Source organism: Lysinibacillus odysseyi 34hs-1 = NBRC 100172 (genome assembly GCF_001591965.1).
Classification (GTDB): Bacteria; Bacillota; Bacilli; order Bacillales_A; family Planococcaceae; genus Lysinibacillus_B; species Lysinibacillus_B odysseyi.
This window is the reverse complement of sequence record NZ_BCVX01000001.1, coordinates 474,347-493,095: the sequence shown is the minus strand read 5'-3', so window position 1 is coordinate 493,095 and position 18,749 is coordinate 474,347. Positions and strand designations below refer to the sequence as shown.

Sequence of the window (18,749 nt, the reverse complement as noted above, 5' to 3'; positions counted from 1 at the left end):
TATATGAAGATATCTACAACTCAAAAAAGATTGGAAGAATTGAGTGAAATTAAATATGAAGTTCATATTGGTAAATCCAGCGAAGTAAATTATCTCGAAATCATGGTGCTGAAGTTTATGGGGGTATATGGTTTTGGTTCAACAGGCAATTCAGATGCCATTTTCATGAGAGCGATTGGTGAAGCCGTTTTAGAAGCTTGGGAACCAGGTGCATTAATAATAGATTTAAGTGAACTGTCTTATGAGTGGGGCGATCAACTGGAATATGTATTTGGTATGGGCAGCTACAAGTACAGAGATATGCCATTTCCCATTGCATTAATTGTTGGGGATAAATCTGAGGAAGCGATAAGAACTCTACTAGTAGGAATAAAGAGTACGAAAGGGCTAAATGAAATTGGCTGGGTATTCAAGGAAATTTCAGATGCTTGGAATTACATTGAAACTAAATTAAAGGAATATGATTCGCAGAAATTGTTATAGAAGATACATAATCCTAAGTGGATGTGATTGGCTTGAGCACAGGGGTCGCGATTTCTATAACACGTTCATGAAAGGATGAGTGAGGACCTTGAGATACACTGAATATGTCCGCCTGAAAACAGGCAGATACCAGTCTGTAGGGAAATTTGGCGATACTATTTATGCGTACGAGATGCTAACGGGCGTAACTGACTCCCCGGAGTATCATCAAATTTCTAAGGAGGAGTTTGATTCGTTTGAAATTTGGACCCAAGAATATATATCGGATTTGAAAAAACTGTATGAAATCATTAACCGCCCTGTCATCTGCAGCGGTTATTTGGGGAAAGAGTATTTAGATACTGCGCTCCTACGTGATATGTGACGGTCATACCGGGTAAGACAGCTGTCGCCATTGCTATAATTAGGGGAACGAGCAGGGAAGATAATGTCTGCGGTTTCTACACAATCCGGAGTCTAGCAGCCATAATTTAAATAAATCACTTATTGAACTGGGGTTTCATTATGGAAACAAATCAAAACAAAGCGAGAGTAATGAAGGCCGTTGCGGAAAGAAATTTAGTTTCGATCATGAATGATACAAAGTGGCGGGAACTCCAAGATGCGGTTATAAACACTTTGCTATTTCCGCCGCCTTATCAAGGGAAGTATTTGTTAGACGATCGGTTATATCCAGAAGAATTTGAAACGGATGTTTCTTATTGGGGAGATTGGATAGAAGGCATAGCACCATTTTACACTGTTGAGTGGATTCGGGTAAGGCCAAGATATTTGAAATATCGTGGCCGTCTAGTATCACCGGAAGTGATTGATATTACGGATGATTTTGCCAAACTATTAAAGGAATTATCCATTCCATACCGACAAGAGAATGAGACATATACTATTTACGGCTACATATCAGATACAAGCAAACTAACATTATAAAGCCTTTTGGAATTGCAGCTGCTAAAAAGTGAACGGGAATCTATCAAAGAGATAGCTTTTACTGTTCTTATGGATGGTGATTAATATGTATGACTATATAATGATTTATTCTGATGAGCAATATGAAAAAACAATCCAAACGTTCGAGATGGAACAATTCTGTATTGCCGAGTTAGGACTAAAACCTATAAGTAAATTGAGATTTCATAAAAATATAAATGGGGAAGAAATTATGGTGACGGGGATATTTGCTAATACAAACGGCGGCTATGCATTTGATACACTTGATAATGTTGAAGAAATAAACCTCGTAGAAATAGATATACCTGATAAATTGACTGATGAAATGGAGAAAGAAATATTGGCTGTAGCAAACGCCATAGCCGGTAGATTTTCTTGGAAAGTAGATGTAAGAGAGTCGGATTCGTAGTACAACACGTTTCTCTTGAAAAGAGAAAAGGCCTGAAGAAAGATGAAAGAACTTTAACTTCAAAGTAAAGATGTTCTTGAAGAGGACTTTGCAGTGCCAACCACGATGAAGAATCGTTACAAACTACAGCAATTATTGATAGATTGGTTGAAATCCCGGGGAAGTAAACATAATGTAAAGATTGGATACTAGGGGTTAAGGTTCTCAAATCGGTGAATACGGAAAGCAGGGATACTATTTATGGACGAAACATATTTGTCTTTCCTTTTTAACAACTTAAAGCATAAGGGAATAAATAGCACTCAAGGTTTAACAGACGAAGAAGTCAGGCAAATTGAAGAGCGCTATTCCATTAAGTTCCCGCCAGATTTATTAAAGGTCCTTCAGTATCGATTACCTATATCTGATGGCTTTCCTAATTGGAGACAGGGTTCTGAAGAAGAACTTAAAGACTGGCTCGATAGACCATTGCAAGGTATTAATTTTGATATTGAATACAATAACTTTTGGTTAAGTTCGTGGGGAGAGAAACCCAAATCACTATATGAATCAATAGAAGTCGCACGATACCAAACAGGTAAATCTCCAAAGCTTATACCAATATATAAACATAGATATATTCCGTTTGTATCGGGCATAGAAGGCAATCCAGTCTATTCAGTTTGGCAGACCGATATTATTTATTATGGATTTAATCTAGAGGAATATTTTAATAGGGAATTCGGAGTACCGATGTTGGGGCCGAAAATAGCAGAACCTAGACCTATAAGATTCTGGGATGAAATAGTTGGTTGAGTTAATCTATCAAAGAAGTCAGGGAATGCGTATAACATTATATTTACGTGTTGAAGCCCTAGGAGAGTCGTATCGGCCGGACACATCCGCATCGCGGTAGAATTCCTGATAGATGGTTATTTCCGTCCCAGCCGCAATAAAAACAACCGATACATATTTTACTCGTGACGTTATCGAAGCCTTGCTATTACTACTTCTGATCTATAGTTGCCATTTAGCAGTTATGTTAGAGTGATTATACATTACTTTTTACTGATTTTTCAATCTTTTAAAAGAGGAGTGGAGGATAATGAAAAAGTGGCTCGCCGCCTGTTGTCTTTTATTTTTGATCGGGTGGTCTTCAGAAACGGATGCGGCAGTGTGGGACGGTGCGGAGATCGTAAAGGGTCAGACAGGAAAGCTGTCATTTTCCAAAGACGTGAAGGTGTATAAAAAGAATGCAAACGGCCAATTTGAATCGATGGTTGTTAAGAAGGGGCAATATTTCCGCGTATATAATATTGAAAAATACAATAATCAGACCTATTACTGGATGAGTTCCGGCTATAGGGTACAGGCGTCAAATTTAACACAGTTCAAAGCTATACCGCTGGAGACACGTACGAAGTTATACAAGGACCCGGCGCATCTTTGGATTAACCAAAACATGGTCATGCAGGTGCCGTCATTTAAGGGCAGTTATTTAGTGTACAGCTATTACAGCTATTTGAATGATGCCAGTTTTAACTTTAATGAGGCAGGCCAATTTGAAAAAATAGTCCGGGAAGGCAATAAAAATGTAAAGGTCATCCTTGATCCGACAGATATTTTCATTACGGAAAAACGGGGGGAGATAGCTGAAGGAGAAATAATAGAAGTAAAGCAGGACGCACCGGTATACTGGCAGCCTTATAAATCAGGGACGACAAGACCGATTATGCTGGAGTTAGGGTACAACTATACAAAACTGCTCCCTAAATATACGCTGTTAAGGTCACAGGGCATCAAAATTGGTGATTATCATGCGGTGAATGTCTATGCGCATACGGATACAATTAAATACTTGCAGACATTATTTGTGAAAGCGTCTGATGTGCAGGTCTTACCAAAGCTGACTTCGAAAGGTACTTGGTATGTTCAGGAAACAACAGAAGCCGTAATGGCGGAAAACTCTATTAAAACAATCATTGCCGCAGGATCAGCGGTTACCTATTACGGAATGAGTGAAGACTATGCAGTAATCGGCTATGATGGCGACCAGTGGTTGATTCCGCATAAGACTGTCGCTCCCAATTAGGTATTGAAAGCTATAAAAGTGAATAAATAAACGCAGCGGCTCTTTTATGAAAAGGTTGCGTAATGTGAAAAAGCAATACAGGAGGCGTGCTTCCCGTATTGCTTTTTTATTTGGAGGATAGCATACGGTTTTTTCACAAGGCAGTGCTATTAGAAGGGAAACGCCATTCCTGCAGCCTTTTAGCATGAGGTATTATCCTATTTTTAGCTGACAGACTATTTTAGACCATAAATATAATTGACTAAAAAGTATACAAAAGTATACAATAAAACTGTATTAAAGTGTATACAATTGTATGCTGAAGGAGATTGCAGTATGAGACGTGAAGGACATAGAGGACAGCATAGCCACCACGAGGGTAGACACCGCGGACATCATAAGGAAGGGGGAGAGGGGAAAACAGAAGGCGCTAAAACATTCCGCCGTAAGCGGGCAGTCAAGTTTTTAGAGCATTTGGAAACAAAGCAGGCGGTACTAAAAAAGCAGCTCGCAACACCAGAGCTGCAAACAGCGAATCCAACGATTGTTGGGGAATTAAAAGCGACACAATCGATCATTGAGGAGTTTGTACAGCTGTTCGAGCTATATGAGGCGAAGGAACAAGGGGATGTAAGAGTAAATAAAGAGACGGATACTGAGCCTGAGGAATAAAAAGAGCAGAGGAAGTAGAAACGAACGGGAAAAGCTGTGGCTTTGAAATAAAGTTCGATCGTTTATAAAAAGGTTTGATCAAATCCCTGTGTAGATAGGCAAGACTTTTTCTTGCTACACAAATGGGCCAGATTGGTGAACAATATTGAAGTATCTAGATTAACTTAAGCCATTCTATTCGAAAGTCTTTAACTTGTTATTAAATTCATAAGCCATCTCCTTAAAACAAAGGGAAAACAAATGAAAAAACTTGAAAAGATTTATCATTATATAAAAAATTAGACTGCTAGATCCCGTGTAATCTTTGACTTCAATTCTCATAATAGAAAAAAGAAAAATTCCTTCTTTCAATATAAAAGTTGGAATTTTTGTCGTTTAATATGCTTAGGTTTGCTCAAAAGACTGGTTCAGCATAGTGAACTTAAAAAGAGAGACCCTTTATAAATCCCTGTTTACTATACGTTAGACAGACATTTTTGATTGATTGCTTAAAGGGTTCGAGCGCATAACCAATGTAAACCAGGCGGCAAACCCAAAATAAACTACTGTCAAAATTACGAATATAAAATGAAACTGCTCCGCCAATTGCCGGATTAGGGCAAAAAAGACAACGATGCAATGCATCAGATTTCCCAATACAACAGGTTTGTTATAGATACCACCGATCAGGGCAGAACGTGTAAACCAGTTCAACATTGCGAACCCTAAATATAGCCCTCCGATGATTTGCAGAAGAATCAGAGTAATGGGTGAAGAATCAATCTCCAATATTTTTGAAATTTCTTCGGGAATAAAGGTTCCTGCCAACCCTAACAAACCCATTATCATGGCACTACTACTCATAAGCCATTTTGTTTTCATTTTGTTTCCCCTTTTCATCTAATCTTGGATTTTTATAAACAGCAACGAGAGTATTCTAAACAAGGCATGTGTTAGCTTCAACTCGCAATAAACCACGAGCAAAGTCCTGAGTAATTTAACAGGCTACCGTTAAACGGCATCCTAGAAGCATAAAATTGCCTCCCTTTAGGAGATCGATGAAAGTTTTAGACATTTTGGGCGAGGGGGTGTGACATCTAAAGGTTCATTTAAACGAGTCCTTTTATCCATAAGAGTATTTCCCCATCAAACACAACAATCGTTAAATTAACCTTTATATAATATTTGGATAAGTAATTTATTATATTCGGCGAAACTCCACTTTTAACCTTTAAGCAAGCGCTAGCTTCAACAAATTTTGATGTTCCCTAGTTAAAAGCATTTCAGCAGCAAGAATGACTTTCTTTTCTCATGTTTTAGGCCATGCGGGCTTATTATTCGGTGGAGTACCACTTTTCATTCTTGTAAAGTTCTTTGAATGGATTTTCTAATTAATCCAGCTATTCAACAATCAGGAACGATTATTGAAGATTAACAGTAGGAAATGATCAAACTTTTTTATCAAAACTCCACAAAGAATTAAATCGTTTTGAACAAATTTTATCCTAAAGCTGCAAAAGCAAATGTAATTATTTTATACATTGGCTTTCTATAGTTACTGTCATAGAAATAATTCTTAAAATTCTTCTGGTTCGCTATAAGAATATGCATACATATCAATATCCAGCCCGGTATTAATCGCTGCAGCGAATTGAGCAAACTCGGGATGAATGAACAGCCCAGGAGTATGGCCGTCATAGATGAAGATGACTAGCTGCAACCGTACATTTACGTTCAGCTCTTTTTTCAACTCATTAATAATATGTGTTTTATCCCGAAACACTTCCAGCAGGGGGCATAAAACATCGTCTGAATCCATTGTTTCTTTCTCAATTTGATATTTCCAAGCAGTATAAAATCTCACTTTTTTATTAATTGGGTGGTTAGGCGCAACTCTTTCTCCCACCTTCCATGTTTCAGTCGGCTGGACTTGCAGCCTGTTCGTTACGGCCTCCAACGGAAAGTCATCATTGCCCTCGAATACAATATAGCTATATAAGTTTGTTTTCTCCATCTCACTTATCCTTTCACATAACGTATTATTCCTGCTATTCATTCTTCCAACGGCTGTAATGTATTTATCTGAAGAATACTCGAATCGTGTGGTTTAGCGCTGTTTTCTACTGTGCGATAAAATCCTTCTTCTGAAGAGACAGCGGCGATTTGGCTTATCATTTGTTTTCGTTCCTTCAACCGTTTATTCACTACATGGATATCTCTTGCGATACATTCCACATATTTGTATGCTACATCGTGTTGTTTGCTTAAAGCTTGTCCTTTTTCAATCATTTCACTGTACAGGCAGGGGCAGTCCAAAATAACAGGGAAGCCCTGCGACAAATAAAAGTCGACTAATGACCAGTCGATGGAATAGCCGATATTACCGGAAGCCGAAAGATTTAAGTCATGCTTGACCATCGATTCGAGCAATGCGGATTTTACAATATCATGATCGACGATAACTGCTTTGCATTCCTTGGCAATTTCCTTTTCGAGTGTTGATTTACCCGAACCGGGGAAGCCAGACATCTGAAGAAAAAACAAAAGTATCCTCTCCTTTAAGATTTCATTTCCTAAATTATACAATTAGAGGAAGGTTGAGAATACTTTTATATTTGGCAAATAGACAGGGCATCATTTAAACGGAGAAATTGCGGAAGGTTCCCCAATTTTCCTGTCTGGCAAATGGGGGATAGGATGATACGAAGTGGATGATAAGCGATGCATCATCCAGGGCAGGGTATTTGGCGAATAAAAACCGGTCACCATACCGTATTGCTGTTAACGCAAGCGGTAGTTCCCTCCTGAAAACCTCATTGCGTTTTTTTGCTGTCCTTTCGTCAAATTCTCCGTGGTCAATATATACATATACACAAAAGCAAGATCCATATGGCATCCATGTACCCAGCACTTCATCTCTTATCGGATTGAGCAGGTCCCATGCATAATGTGTGCCGAGTGTTAAAAATAACTGGCCTGTTGTATCGGAGTGGGTCAATGTATAGCGCCGCGGAATTATAGGAGCAGTCGCCGTAACCCCGTCTCTATATTCCACAGACAATCTCTCGGGCTGAAATTTACTCAAATAATCAGCTCCCATCGTTTTTTTATCAATATGTAGAGAACCAGATATTCGTTCCATTGCTGAAAAAACAACCTAATTTTCCTACCAACACACATTTTATTCATTTGCCGGCAGTTAGCCTCGAATTATATAATCAGTAGGGTGAAGAACGAAAGGAGTCGGAAAATATGTTTAAACGATCAAGAGCATTTTATGTAGCATTTGGTCTGCTGGCGCTTGTTTCTATTGTCCTGGCTGGATGCGGAACATCAACAGATGATAAGAAGACAACAGGTACGGAAGCAGAGGAGCAAGTGGATTATGCACCAGATGTGAAGGAAAAGCCGGTTGTAACCATTACGATGGAGAATGGCAAAAAAATTGTGGTTGAACTAGATCCTGCTGCAGCACCGAATACAGTAGCGAACTTTATTTCGTTAGTGGAAGACGGGTTTTATGATGGGCTTACTTTCCACCGCGTCATTCCCGGTTTTATGATTCAAGGGGGAGACCCGGCAGGAAATGGATTAGGTGGACCGGACTATACGATTAAAGGTGAGTTTACATCAAACGGCTTTGAAAATAACTTGAAGCATGAGCGTGGTGTCATTTCAATGGCGCGTGCGGAGGATCCAGATTCAGCGAGTTCGCAGTTTTTTATTATGGTAGAAGAAGCTTCGCACCTTGACGAAAAATACGCAGCATTCGGAAAAGTGATTGAAGGAATGGAAACGGTAGATGCGATTGTGGCTGTTGAACGGGACGCATCGGACAAGCCGCTGGAAGACCAGAAAATGAAAAAGGTCGAAGTCGATACAAAAGGCTTTGATTATCCAGATCCGGTTGTACAAAAATAGCAATTATTTTATAAATAAAGCAGGCTACTCAAGAATTCTTGAATAGCCTGTTTTTTAATATCCCTGCATTGTTTCATGTAAAGTATCTGCTAAATCTGCTACCTTTGAGCCGGCTTCTCCGATGTCCTTTAGAATATCTGTGAATTTAATCATTTCTTCACTGTTTCGCTCATTTTGTTCCTTACTCGCCGTGCTGGCAGTTAAAATTTTGTCAAAGCTTTCTGCTGTATCCTGGACATTTTGATTCGCCAATACCGTTTTTGCGTTGACATCATCGATTTGTTCAACGACATTTTCGATTTGTCTAGTCGTGGAGACAACGAGCTCTGTAATATTGCTTGAAGAATTTTTAGTTTGCTCAGCTAGTTTCCTTACCTCAGCTGCCACTACTGAAAAGCCTTTTCCGTGCTCTCCAGCTCTTGCAGCTTCGATGGCGGCGTTTAAAGCTAATAGATTTGTTTGGTCGGCAATGGACGTGATTACGGCCACGATATCTCCGATTTCCTTAGAGTTAACTTCTAATGCGCGGATGCTTGTTTGAATCTCTGTCACACTATCTTTTAGGGAAACGGTCTGTTCAATTGCTTGATCCAACTGGGATCTTCCTGTTACGGAAGTTTCCGTTGAGATAATAGACGACTGAAGCCCTTCCTCTATAGACGTTTTTATATTTTCAGAACGGTCAATTACATCTGTTACCGAAGCTCCCATTTCCTCTGACATGGCAGCCAGTTCTTCTGTAATCGTGCCGATGGACTCTTTCACGTGCATTTTTGCCTCTGTTTCCTTTGTGGCGGCTGCCTCATTTTGCAGCATTTGCAAAGCTGAAAGGCACAGCTGGACTTCTAAGTTAAAGATTTTTGACGTAACTTTTGTAGCAAGTGCAAAGCTTTCTGTATCATCCTTAAACTCTTCTGCTAAAAGATCCTGGATGTTATTGGTGAATGATTGATTTGTGCAAAGGTACCATCTTACTTCAACACCTGTCATTAAATAATACTTGCTGAGTTGGTATCTCTTGTCTGCGTACTTATCATCGATAATACCGTCAAAAAAGCTAATCACATATTGCTGACTGCCCGATAAATCGATTCCGATTGGCGTCATATCGACTACACTGCGAGTTCCGGGAAACGGATTATGATAGATAGGATTATATATCTTTTCGATATTTTCCCGAATAAGCGGCTGCAATGTTTTGGCAACGGCAAGGTCTTCCAGCGTAAGGTCAATAAGCGATAACTGTTGGATTAAATGATTGTTTTTCTGGACATCAATTCTCACATTGTGCTTTTCTTTTTCTGCTCTCTCTTTTAACGATGGCGCTATCTCTCTTTTAGCGAACATTTTCATAAAAATCTCTCCCTAATCACCCATTAAATAACGTAATATAATTTTATATCGGTATTAACATAGGTTATTGAACAGAAATTATTTTTTCGGAATATTAACATATAACGGAAAAAGGATAAGAGGGCCATTGTTTATACGATAGGGCTGAGAAAATGAGAAGCTGAATAACGGCAGAAAGAATTCGCTTTTACTTTTCTACTATTATAAAATGCCTCTATTCTATAAAAAGAGAGTGTAGAAATGATAAGGAAATAAAATATCAAAATACAGGAAAATCCTGTTTAGGTAAAATATTTAACAGGCTTATTTCAGGAGCTTGGATTACCCGCCTTGGTAATCCGTTTCAATCGTCCGCTCTAGTATTTCCAACACTGCTTCTAGCTCTTTTGCAAGCTTTCCTTTTTGCGAGTCACCGCTTGTATATGTTCGTAGTGCCTCCCGGTAGCGATTCAAAGAGTACCTAGTTAGTTCTTCCTTAACGATGTCCTGCTTGATATCAGATAGGAAAGCTTTATACGTATAACCGAGGTACATAGGGAAGTTCATGCTTTTTGAAAAAATAAATTCTCCTTCCTTATTTGTTGTCACTTGTAATGATAAGTGAACTTTATCAAACGGCAAGTCAGGCTGTGGATTCATTGGTTGCGTTCTTCTAGGGCCCCATCTTTCCAGTAGTTTTAATTCGTCCGTAAGACCTGCAAACTGTTGATATGCCTTTACTGCGTCTCCGTATGCTTCATCCAACTCGCTTTCTTTGCTAAACAAAACGTCTTGGAGCATTTCCTCCTCCTTGTTCAATAGTAAGTAATAGTCAATATACTCCTCCTCGGTAATTTGCAGGTCGGCAAACATTTTTTCGTAATACGCTTTCGAGTTGTCCTTCCTCATTTCATGTTGAAGTGTCGTTTTTACACGTTTTCTAACAGCATTACGCTGTTTTTCATCCCACTCGTAACCTTGACGTGTCATGTAATAAAAAAAGGCTTGTTGATTAACCGTTTCACTCAAGGCGTAATATTCAAGAGCCTGCGGTGGCAAGAAGCGCCAATCACGATAAAACAACTCATATTTCTTGATTTCGACTGTTCGCTCATCAAACATTCGAAAATCTGCATGTTCGGCCGATAGCTGAGTCTCTTTAGTCGTCAGCAGTGTAGAGGTTAAAAAGATAGCACCGACTGTAAAAAGGAGCAGGGCGGCAGCTGTTAATAAAGGTTTTAATAATAGCTTTTTTTGCTTTTTATAAATCGTTTCCTGATAAATTCTTGTTTTCACCGCTTCCGCAGCTTTCTCCCAGTTCTCTAAAGAATCATTAAACTTGTTGTTCATAGCTTGCTACTCCTTCCTCGAGCAGGATGCCCTTTAATAACCGGCGTGCTTTTTGCAGCCTTGTCTTTACTGTGCCGACTGGTATATTTAAAATGCTGGAAATCTGAGCTGTCCCTTGCTCATCAAAATAATGCAAAATGACGACTTCTCGGTATTTAAACGGCAGCTTTAAGACATGCTCAGCGATATCTGTGTTTTCTGAAGGAGGAGCATCGGCTTCTTCCGTATTTGCGAAAAATGCTACGATCTGCACTTTCCGGTAGTGCCAGCTTCGGAAGTAGTCTCGGCAGCGGTTCACTGTCATTTGCACGAGATAGCCTTTTGGGTTTTCCAGCGGCACCTCCTCACCATATTTCTGATAAAGCTTCACAAACACCTCTTGTACGATATCTTCTGCCAGCTGCCGGTCTTTTACATAGAGATAGCTCATTTTCAATAAGTATGTTGTATATTGTTCTACCGCTTCTACAAAGTACATTGTCATCCCCCTCTACTTATGAAACGAAGCACGGAAACATCTGGATTTGCAAATACCCATAATTTGTATTTAATCATAAAAAAAGAGTCGGCAATAGACTATATCTTCTGTAACCAGTTTGGAACATTGGCAGCAGTTTACAGAACAGATTTATATCTAACTTCCATATGTTACAATAATAGGGATAGGGGAATTTTCTTTGCGAGTTTATAAAAGTGATTGATAAAGCCATCTACAAATAGATGTGAATTTTTAAAATGAGCCGAAAGGAGAAATACATTATGAAGGAACTTTATATCAAGCAGAAGGTATTCAGCCTAAGCGGCAAGTTTACCGTGAAGGATCAGCAGGAAAACGATGTGTATTTTGTGGAGGGGAGCTTTATGCAGATCCCCAAGACCTTCACTATTATGAATACAGCAAGGGAGGAAGTGGCTCTTATTACGAAAAAGATGTTCAGCTTTCTACCGAAATTCTTTGTAGAAGTGAATGGCACGGAAGTAATGACGATTAAGAAGGAGTTTTCTTTCCTGAAAGCACGCTATACGATTGAAGCGGCGGGCATCGAAGTACAGGGGAACTGGTGGGACATGAACTTTCAGGTGTACCAGAATGGGGAAGTCGTCGGGAAGGTAAACAAGGAATGGTTCACATGGGGCGACAGCTACAAGGTGGAAATAGTTAAGGAAGAGATGGAGAAGATTATGATTGCGCTTGTAGTGGCGATTGACTGTGTGAAGGCTGATCATGCGGCGGCATCCAGTGCGGCGACTTAATGTAGGGAGTGTTGATAATGAGCGGGGAACCCATTGGTGGATTCCCTGTTTTTTTATGCCGTTTTAATCGTGTATTTCCAGCCGGCCTTTTAAAGGGGAAGTGGCTGCTGTATAGCTGCCCTCAGGAAAAATAAGTGTCCAGGGCATGCTTGTATAAGGCGGGATTATGAGTGCCGGCAGCGTAAATGTATAGTCTGCCAATACATCCTGACCGTTTAAATAGACGAGTCGTATATTCTCAAATGTGAGAGGAGAAGAAGAAAAATTGTGCACAAGGACGGTAATTAACAGGTCCTTTTTATAGTTGATCGCTTCTCTAATGGAAGAGAATACAACCGGGAAATCACCGCTGTATCTTGTTTCGTTAAAAATTGTTTCAATCAGGTCCCGGTCTTTGGCAGACAATGATTTTTGCCACGATGCTTCGAATTGCAGCTGCTGCATAGAGGCCACCTCCTTTTTCTTTAGTTTATCATACGTAATGTAAGCAGGTGGGACGTATCAGCAAAAGCCCATTCGGTTAATTGCGTATACGACTTAATAAAAAATAAGCGTCAATGGCACTTATCGGTAAATAAGCTGTATGTTTATTTTGGTAATAGCCGATTTTTATCTATTCATTTTGGAGGCAGGAAATGTATTTTTTGAATAGAGGGAAAAGTCTGTATTTACATTTCCTGAACTTTGGTTTACAGTTAATAAAAATTAACCGGTTAAAAAGGAGAATGAATGATGCAGCAAAAGCCGATTTTTATTATTGAGAGCTATGAACAATTAAAGGTAATTAGTGACCCGTTACGAACAAAAATGCTGATGCTGCTGGTTGAACAGCCTCATACAGGGCAGATGCTTGCTCAAGAGCTTAACTTATCGAGAGCAAAGATTCTTTATCATCTTCGTGAATTGGAGAAGCACGAAATTATCCAACTTGTAAGAAAAGAAGAACGGGGAGGGAATATACTGAAGTTTTATCAGGCAGTAGCGAGGGGGTTCATCCCTGCGGATCATTTATTAAATTATGTAGAAGCAAAAGAAGCTACTAGACAATCATACTTGGAAGTGATTGACCGTGCGAAAACAAGAGTGTTAACAGCTCCAGATGAAGCTTTTGAATTACATTCTTCCAATGTAGAAGAATGGCCAAAGCTTTCCATTCAAAAAGAATGTAGAGTAAGCAAGGAAAAATTTCTTGAGTTTACACGTAAGTATAGGGAGCTTTTAGAAATGCTTGAAGAAGACGATACGGACGAAGAAAAACAAAATTACTATTTAATGACTACTGCCTTTCAAATCGAGGAGCCTCTTTTTAATAACAAATCATGATTGTGAGGGGAGATTCTTTTGAATAGAGATCAAGCGATTTTAGATAAGAAAGAAGCTGTCTCTGCCAGTTTGCTAAAAAACCGTGCCTTTGTTTTTTTATGGCTTTCAAGTACAGCCTCTTTTTTAGCGTTATCTACTTATTTGTTTGCAGAGCAGTGGTATATTATTACCGTCCTAAATAGAGAAAGTGCCCTTGGAATTGTCATGATGGTGACGATGATTCCGCGTGTGATCTTTATGACGGTCGGCGGTGTGTGGGCTGACCGTTATAAAAGGTCTCAAATCATGCTCGTTTCCAGTCTGGTAAGGTGTTTACTAGTCGTGACGATGATTATTTTTCTTCAAATGAGTATACTCGAATTATGGCCGCTCGTTTGCTTTGCCTTATTATTTGGTGTGTTAGATGCATTCTTTTCTCCTGCCAACACATCGCTGCTGCCGTCTTTAGTCTCAAAAAACGAGCTTACACGCTCCAATTCATTTATACAAAGCTCCAATCAGATTGCCATGTTTTCCGGCCCGATGATTGGTGGGTGGATACTTACTGTCGGATCGTTCAGCCTTTTGTTTTCTATTATTGCCCTTCTTTTAATGCTGACCTTCACTTTTTCATTTCTAATAAAGGAAGATAACATAGCTGCAGCGCTGCTGAAAGAGGGTTCGGCAAAAGAACAGTTAGCAGAAGGCTTCACCTATGTCTGGAAGATGCCCTTTTTAAAAAATATGCTTTTCATTCTTATAATAATTAACTTCTTCTTTTTTGGTCCTCTACTGATGGGCATACCTCTTATAGTGGATAAAGTGATTCACGGAGCAGCATTAGATTTAAGTTTCCTGCAGAGCTCTTATCAAGGAGGCATGCTTGTTGGGGCAATCATAGCGGGAATATTAAATATTAGAAAGAAAAGGGGATTGATGATTCTCGTTATGATCACTTTCCTTGGCATGTTTCTGTCCCTGCTTGGTCAAATCGGCGTTCTTTGGCAGGGGATTGCTTTGCTTTCGATGATGGGAGTCCTCTCATCAATTATCAATGTTTCACTTATCTCTACTATACAAGAGCAAAGTGATGAGGAAAAAATGGGAAGGGTAATGAGCTTAATCAATGCCTCGTCTAATGGTCTCGTTCCGCTTTCCTACGCTTGCATTTCACTAGCACTCGTCCTGAAACTAACAATCTCTAACATTATGCTCGTATGTGGAATTCTCATCGTGGTCATTTCTATCTTATTTATACTAAACTCGAAAGTAGTAAAAGAAATGAACTGATTTTTTTGGAGCCTCGCCAGACTTTTAGGAGAGGCTATTCTTTTTAAAAGGAACCAATCTATCTTCCTCGGTATGCCGCCCTTTTGTTTCTCCACCTTCTAGCCTGCTTATCATTCAGCCGCTCCTTCAACCATGACACCGATGTAATGCTGGATCTAATAGTCTAAATGATATAGTCGTCGGTTTATTAATAAATTGCTTACTGCGCCTTTTCATTCGCTTTATTTCCATTGCGTATCTATTTTTGTATTGGAAATCCATAGTGTTTTTTTGATTGTACATTTCAAGGTCTTTCGTATTATAGTTACATAGAAATAATAACTTGACCAAACAAATAGGAATATAGATTATTACAATATTGTGGTTAAAAAATAGAGTAAAAGTGAGGAAGAAAATGTTTGCATCGATTAATGGAACGAAGATTTATTTTGATGTAGAAGGTTCCGGTTATATTCCAGCAGGACCAAAAATGGTAAAAAAACCAGTGCTGGTCGCTGTGCACGGTGGTCCTGGGAGTGACCATTCAGATTTCAAGCCATGGTTAACACCGCTGGCTGAGGATTATTAAATTGTGTACCTATATTGGATGAAGCAGCACTGAGCTTTTTAGGATTAGGCGTACAGCCACCTGAGGCGAGCTGGGGAAATATGCTGTCGAGTGCACAGTCGATTAAGATATTGACATCGCAGCCTTGGCTGTGGATTGCACCGGGTATTCTTACGCTATTAACGGTTTTATCCATTAACTATATTGGTGATGCACTGCGAGATGCACTAGATCCGCGCAATGCGAAGTAACGAAGAACGTCTGGAAATGAGTGATCATTCTCAGGCGTTTTTTTGATTCTCGAAAGGGGAGTGAAAAATAGGCGTTCTAACAGAAATCAGGCGGGATGACTGGGGAAGGAATTTTAGCCGAGAATAGAGTATGACTAAAATAGCTTGAGAAACGTAGATGTCTTACGCTTTTATTATTGTGTATTATGATTAAATAACCAAAATATGTAATCTTGCTGCAGTTTTATAAAATTAATTGGTTATTTTAAATAAAACCGGGGATTTTGGGGAAGTCCTACTGGTTATTTCTGTTAATATAAAATAGAGATTTCCAAAAATATTCTTAACCAATTAAAAATCATTTAAAAAACAGCTGGGAGGAGAAATGCTTGAAAAGAACGATCATCGGTGGATTTATCATGCTGGGTGGTTTAATAATGACCTCAGCAATTATCATTTCAGGCGCTATATATGCAACTAGTATTACAGGATGGACCGGAAAATCGAAATTATGGTATGTCATTTTTGGGGAGAAGCAATATGGCAATGAAGTTGCACAGTCATTATTTTTAGGGCTTCCCTTTGCTATAGGCATAATATTGACAGTATTAGGGCTGATAATAGTAGGATATGAGTATGCGAAGACTTTTAAAGAGTAAGTTTGAGCTTTCGGGTTCAAATGGTGAATGTTTTTGTTTTAAATTTATATTCTGTAATTGGTCTTTCTAATAAAAAGCGAGAAACAGATAACCCCCGTATTTTAATCAAATGTGGGTTAAAATACGAGGGGTTTATTTGGAAATTAAGGCTTGATCGTAAATTACAATTCAACTTTTTCAAAAGATACAATCAATCGGTAGCAAACTAGCAGTTTTATGTTGAACTTATGTGGGTGAGCGTTTTTGTTATATGTTCTTATTTAGCTTGAAGGCCGCTCATAATGTATATCATGCTTACGCGCTTCAAACCATTGCATAAAGACCGTGCGGAATGCTTCATCGATATCCTGCAGTGTACTAATATGAATCGGCTTGGCACGGTTTGCAACATGAATGTCCATGACGTTAAAACGCCGCTGTAACGTAGAGCTTTTACATTCCATTTCGATGAGCTTCGGTCGGTTCGTCACAATTGTTTCAATTGTAAAAGCGCCGGTTGTAATTTGTAAGTGGCGTTCATTCATCGCAAACGATAAATGGCTATATTGTAAATAGCGGGCTATATAAGTATATAAAAGTGTAACGGCTGCCAAGTAGAAAAAGATGTCCTTCCAAAATGCGCCGAGTAGTACAACGAAGCTAAAAATCGGAAGTCGAAAAAAAATTAAGGCTTTTGCTTTGTTGCTCGCCTGGTGTTCCGGCTGCTGCCGAGTAAAATGCGGCAGCATTTGTGCGATAAGCTCGTTTGCTTTTGCTGTCGGTAAATACGGGAAAAATTCATTAATCTGCTGTTCTTCGGAAGCAAGTATTTCTCCGGTAGAAATTAGGCGGATAGTCGTCACCTTTAATAAACGCTGGTAAAGGCTTTGCTTATAAATAACGGCCTGTACCTTTTCTTTCCGGATGGAAAAGCTTTGGGAAGATAGCCAGCCCTTCTTTACATAAATACGCTCATCATCCATCGAAATATCATAACGGTAATAGGCATTGAACGTTTTGAAAATACCGAATGCAATGGCAAGAATCACAAATAAAACAATAAGGATGATGATCAGCGCCAGTGGAAGTGCCGAAACTTCAAATGGCAGCCACTCACCAACCTTCCAGTCAGACCATAGCGAGGCAATAACCGGGAAGATCGCCAAAAAGCTAAAGGAAGTCAAGGATGCCTTTAGTAAATCTGTTGTGGACGGCGTAAATAACGTCGTCCGGACGGGCTTGTCTACTTGTTGTGTTTCAGGCTCAATCTCATTTTCTTCACTTGGTCTGACGTTTGCGGTCAATATATAAGACTCCAGCGTAGGAACGAAGCGCTGCGGTACAAACGTAAGTTCAATATCACCTGTTGCGTCTCCTGTTTCCATCGTTACTTGAGCTGCGCGGAAGATTTTTTGAATAATGGATGCGGAAGTTTGAATGTTTTCGAATTTTTCCTTTGGTACAAAGCGTTCTTTTTTAGAAAATACGCCTGTATAAACGTGCGCCCCTTCATCCAAGAATTCCACATGTGTAAACAACGTCTCTCCGAAGCGGTTAAATAATCCCACTATTAACACAATACCAAGCAAGATTTTTAAGGTAATCCAGAATGTCCCGTCGCTAGTAAACCTGACAATATAAAAGAAAAAGATAGGGAAGAGCCAGCCTTGAATCAATGAAATGACATCATATAGTAGTTTTATTTTCGGATATCGGAAAGTCATTATTCATCCAGCTCCTTTAGCCGGGCCAGCTTCGCAATTTCCTCGCGTATATGTTTTGCGACCGATTCCTCTAAATAGGGAATGGTATGGTGGCCTTTCATCGTTGTCACAGTAACCGAAAAAACATTGAATTTACGCATAAGAATGCCTTGATTTAAATCGATTGACTGAATCTTTGCCATTGGCACGACTGTTTCCGAAATGGTAAAGATACCGCTTTTAATAAAGAGATAATCGTCTGTCATCCCATAACGGAATGTTTTATAAAAAAGCGGGTGTTCGATCACTATCGACCATAATGCGCCTAACACAGTAATGGCAAACAAGCCGTATAGAACATAATCAACCCAGCTCCACCAGGAAAACATAACGGTACAAATACGTAATACTCCTAAAACAATGATTGCTAGAACAGATGTGATCACCTCGCTTATATTACGGATTTTAGAGGTTTTCTCTGAGATTTTATAATATGTAACGTCCATACAATACTCCTTTTCTTGCTGTCTTCCATTTACTTACGGATAAGAGCGACGAATAGTTTCAAGTTTTTTGGGAAAACATGCCTGTTTTGGTTTCCTGCTTTAAACGAAAGGGGAGGGATTCTAAACCAGGCAGTC

General features: G+C 39.3%; 23 protein-coding genes and 1 pseudogene. 14 read left to right on the top strand and 10 right to left on the bottom strand.

The genetic code is table 11. The features are described from left to right. Positions 1 to 3: 3 nt before the first annotated feature. The 7 genes from BOD01S_RS02625 to BOD01S_RS02595 all read left to right on the top strand — a co-directional run bounded on the left by BOD01S_RS02625 (position 4) and on the right by BOD01S_RS02595 (position 4,562). On the top strand, positions 4 to 483 hold the full coding sequence (locus BOD01S_RS02625) for a hypothetical protein (RefSeq protein ID WP_036155344.1): 480 nt from the start codon (positions 4 to 6) through the stop codon (positions 481 to 483). Positions 484 to 571: 88 nt separating this feature from the next. Continuing rightward, the gene (locus tag BOD01S_RS02620; RefSeq protein ID WP_036155342.1) at positions 572 to 847 is read left to right on the top strand and encodes a hypothetical protein; all 276 of its coding nucleotides are present in this window, start codon (positions 572 to 574) and stop codon (positions 845 to 847) included. A 140-nt stretch (positions 848 to 987) separates the two neighbouring features. After that, the gene (locus BOD01S_RS02615; protein ID WP_036155340.1) at positions 988 to 1,410 is read left to right on the top strand and encodes a DUF6678 family protein; all 423 of its coding nucleotides are present in this window, start codon (positions 988 to 990) and stop codon (positions 1,408 to 1,410) included. An 85-nt stretch (positions 1,411 to 1,495) separates the two neighbouring features. Then, positions 1,496 to 1,840: a hypothetical protein gene (locus tag BOD01S_RS02610; protein WP_052124876.1), complete on the top strand. Its 345-nt coding sequence runs from the start codon at positions 1,496 to 1,498 to the stop codon at positions 1,838 to 1,840. A gap of 240 nt (positions 1,841 to 2,080) precedes the next feature. Beyond that, positions 2,081 to 2,635, top strand: a complete 555-nt coding sequence (locus BOD01S_RS02605; protein WP_036155336.1) for a hypothetical protein — start codon at positions 2,081 to 2,083, stop codon at positions 2,633 to 2,635. 289 nt (positions 2,636 to 2,924) lie between these two features. Next, entirely contained in the window at positions 2,925 to 3,911 is a 987-nt protein-coding gene (locus BOD01S_RS02600; protein WP_036155334.1) for a hypothetical protein, read from the top strand. A 315-nt stretch (positions 3,912 to 4,226) separates the two neighbouring features. Then, positions 4,227 to 4,562 carry a hypothetical protein gene (locus BOD01S_RS02595; protein ID WP_036155332.1) on the top strand — a complete coding sequence of 112 codons (336 nt, stop codon included), beginning with the start codon at positions 4,227 to 4,229 and terminating at the stop codon, positions 4,560 to 4,562. A 462-nt stretch (positions 4,563 to 5,024) separates the two neighbouring features. On the opposite strand, the gene BOD01S_RS02590 is transcribed toward BOD01S_RS02595, so the two are convergent. The 4 genes from BOD01S_RS02590 to BOD01S_RS02575 all read right to left on the bottom strand — a co-directional run bounded on the left by BOD01S_RS02590 (position 5,025) and on the right by BOD01S_RS02575 (position 7,626). After that, positions 5,025 to 5,423 carry a hypothetical protein gene (locus BOD01S_RS02590; protein WP_036155329.1) on the bottom strand — a complete coding sequence of 133 codons (399 nt, stop codon included), beginning with the start codon at positions 5,421 to 5,423 and terminating at the stop codon, positions 5,025 to 5,027. Positions 5,424 to 6,117: 694 nt separating this feature from the next. After that, complete coding sequence (locus BOD01S_RS02585; RefSeq protein ID WP_036155327.1) at positions 6,118 to 6,555, bottom strand: DUF4279 domain-containing protein; 438 nt, start codon at positions 6,553 to 6,555, stop codon at positions 6,118 to 6,120. Between the two features lie 38 nt (positions 6,556 to 6,593). Beyond that, on the bottom strand, positions 6,594 to 7,085 hold the full coding sequence (locus tag BOD01S_RS02580; protein WP_036155324.1) for an AAA family ATPase: 492 nt from the start codon (positions 7,083 to 7,085) through the stop codon (positions 6,594 to 6,596). Between the two features lie 94 nt (positions 7,086 to 7,179). Continuing rightward, the gene (locus BOD01S_RS02575) at positions 7,180 to 7,626 is read right to left on the bottom strand and encodes a staygreen family protein (RefSeq protein WP_036155498.1); all 447 of its coding nucleotides are present in this window, start codon (positions 7,624 to 7,626) and stop codon (positions 7,180 to 7,182) included. 167 nt (positions 7,627 to 7,793) lie between these two features. On the opposite strand from BOD01S_RS02575, the gene BOD01S_RS02570 reads away from it, so the two are divergent. Continuing rightward, entirely contained in the window at positions 7,794 to 8,462 is a 669-nt protein-coding gene (locus BOD01S_RS02570) for a peptidylprolyl isomerase (RefSeq protein WP_052124875.1), read from the top strand. A gap of 54 nt (positions 8,463 to 8,516) precedes the next feature. On the opposite strand, the gene BOD01S_RS02565 is transcribed toward BOD01S_RS02570, so the two are convergent. The 3 genes from BOD01S_RS02565 to BOD01S_RS02555 form a co-directional block, all read right to left on the bottom strand. Then, positions 8,517 to 9,815, bottom strand: coding sequence for a globin-coupled sensor protein (locus BOD01S_RS02565; RefSeq protein ID WP_036155322.1), 1,299 nt, complete (start codon positions 9,813 to 9,815; stop codon positions 8,517 to 8,519). 321 nt (positions 9,816 to 10,136) lie between these two features. After that, entirely contained in the window at positions 10,137 to 11,144 is a 1,008-nt protein-coding gene (locus tag BOD01S_RS02560; RefSeq protein WP_036155320.1) for a hypothetical protein, read from the bottom strand. Further along, positions 11,128 to 11,622, bottom strand: coding sequence for a sigma-70 family RNA polymerase sigma factor (locus BOD01S_RS02555; RefSeq protein WP_052124874.1), 495 nt, complete (start codon positions 11,620 to 11,622; stop codon positions 11,128 to 11,130). The genes BOD01S_RS02560 and BOD01S_RS02555 overlap by 17 nt, the downstream gene beginning before the upstream one ends. A gap of 281 nt (positions 11,623 to 11,903) precedes the next feature. Between BOD01S_RS02555 and BOD01S_RS02550 the strand changes: the two genes are divergently transcribed. Continuing rightward, positions 11,904 to 12,398, top strand: a complete 495-nt coding sequence (locus tag BOD01S_RS02550; RefSeq protein WP_036155314.1) for an LURP-one-related/scramblase family protein — start codon at positions 11,904 to 11,906, stop codon at positions 12,396 to 12,398. 63 nt (positions 12,399 to 12,461) lie between these two features. Here BOD01S_RS02550 and BOD01S_RS02545 read toward each other — a convergent pair whose 3' ends face one another. After that, positions 12,462 to 12,842 (bottom strand): SLAP domain-containing protein, encoded by a 381-nt coding sequence (locus BOD01S_RS02545; protein WP_036155313.1) that lies wholly within the window; start codon positions 12,840 to 12,842, stop codon positions 12,462 to 12,464. Positions 12,843 to 13,130: 288 nt separating this feature from the next. Here BOD01S_RS02545 and BOD01S_RS02540 point away from each other — a divergent pair, with 288 nt between their 5' ends. From BOD01S_RS02540 to BOD01S_RS02525, 5 genes and pseudogenes are all read left to right on the top strand, one after another. Then, entirely contained in the window at positions 13,131 to 13,721 is a 591-nt protein-coding gene (locus BOD01S_RS02540; RefSeq protein ID WP_036155311.1) for an ArsR/SmtB family transcription factor, read from the top strand. Positions 13,722 to 13,739: 18 nt separating this feature from the next. After that, positions 13,740 to 14,990 carry an MFS transporter gene (locus BOD01S_RS02535; RefSeq protein ID WP_088321742.1) on the top strand — a complete coding sequence of 417 codons (1,251 nt, stop codon included), beginning with the start codon at positions 13,740 to 13,742 and terminating at the stop codon, positions 14,988 to 14,990. A gap of 394 nt (positions 14,991 to 15,384) precedes the next feature. Then, a complete protein-coding gene (locus BOD01S_RS22800; RefSeq protein ID WP_156117039.1) occupies positions 15,385 to 15,558 on the top strand; it encodes an alpha/beta fold hydrolase in 174 nt (57 codons plus the stop codon). Positions 15,559 to 15,569: 11 nt separating this feature from the next. Further along, positions 15,570 to 15,788: pseudogene (locus BOD01S_RS02530) on the top strand (ABC transporter permease subunit); the annotation flags it as partial. A gap of 368 nt (positions 15,789 to 16,156) precedes the next feature. Then, a complete protein-coding gene (locus BOD01S_RS02525) occupies positions 16,157 to 16,426 on the top strand; it encodes a hypothetical protein (RefSeq protein ID WP_036155307.1) in 270 nt (89 codons plus the stop codon). 260 nt (positions 16,427 to 16,686) lie between these two features. On the opposite strand, the gene BOD01S_RS02520 is transcribed toward BOD01S_RS02525, so the two are convergent. Then, positions 16,687 to 18,129 (bottom strand): PH domain-containing protein, encoded by a 1,443-nt coding sequence (locus BOD01S_RS02520; RefSeq protein ID WP_036155490.1) that lies wholly within the window; start codon positions 18,127 to 18,129, stop codon positions 16,687 to 16,689. After that, positions 18,129 to 18,614, bottom strand: coding sequence for a PH domain-containing protein (locus BOD01S_RS02515; protein ID WP_036155305.1), 486 nt, complete (start codon positions 18,612 to 18,614; stop codon positions 18,129 to 18,131). Before BOD01S_RS02515 ends, BOD01S_RS02520 begins: the two co-directional genes overlap by 1 nt. Between the last annotated feature and the right edge of the window lie 135 nt (positions 18,615 to 18,749).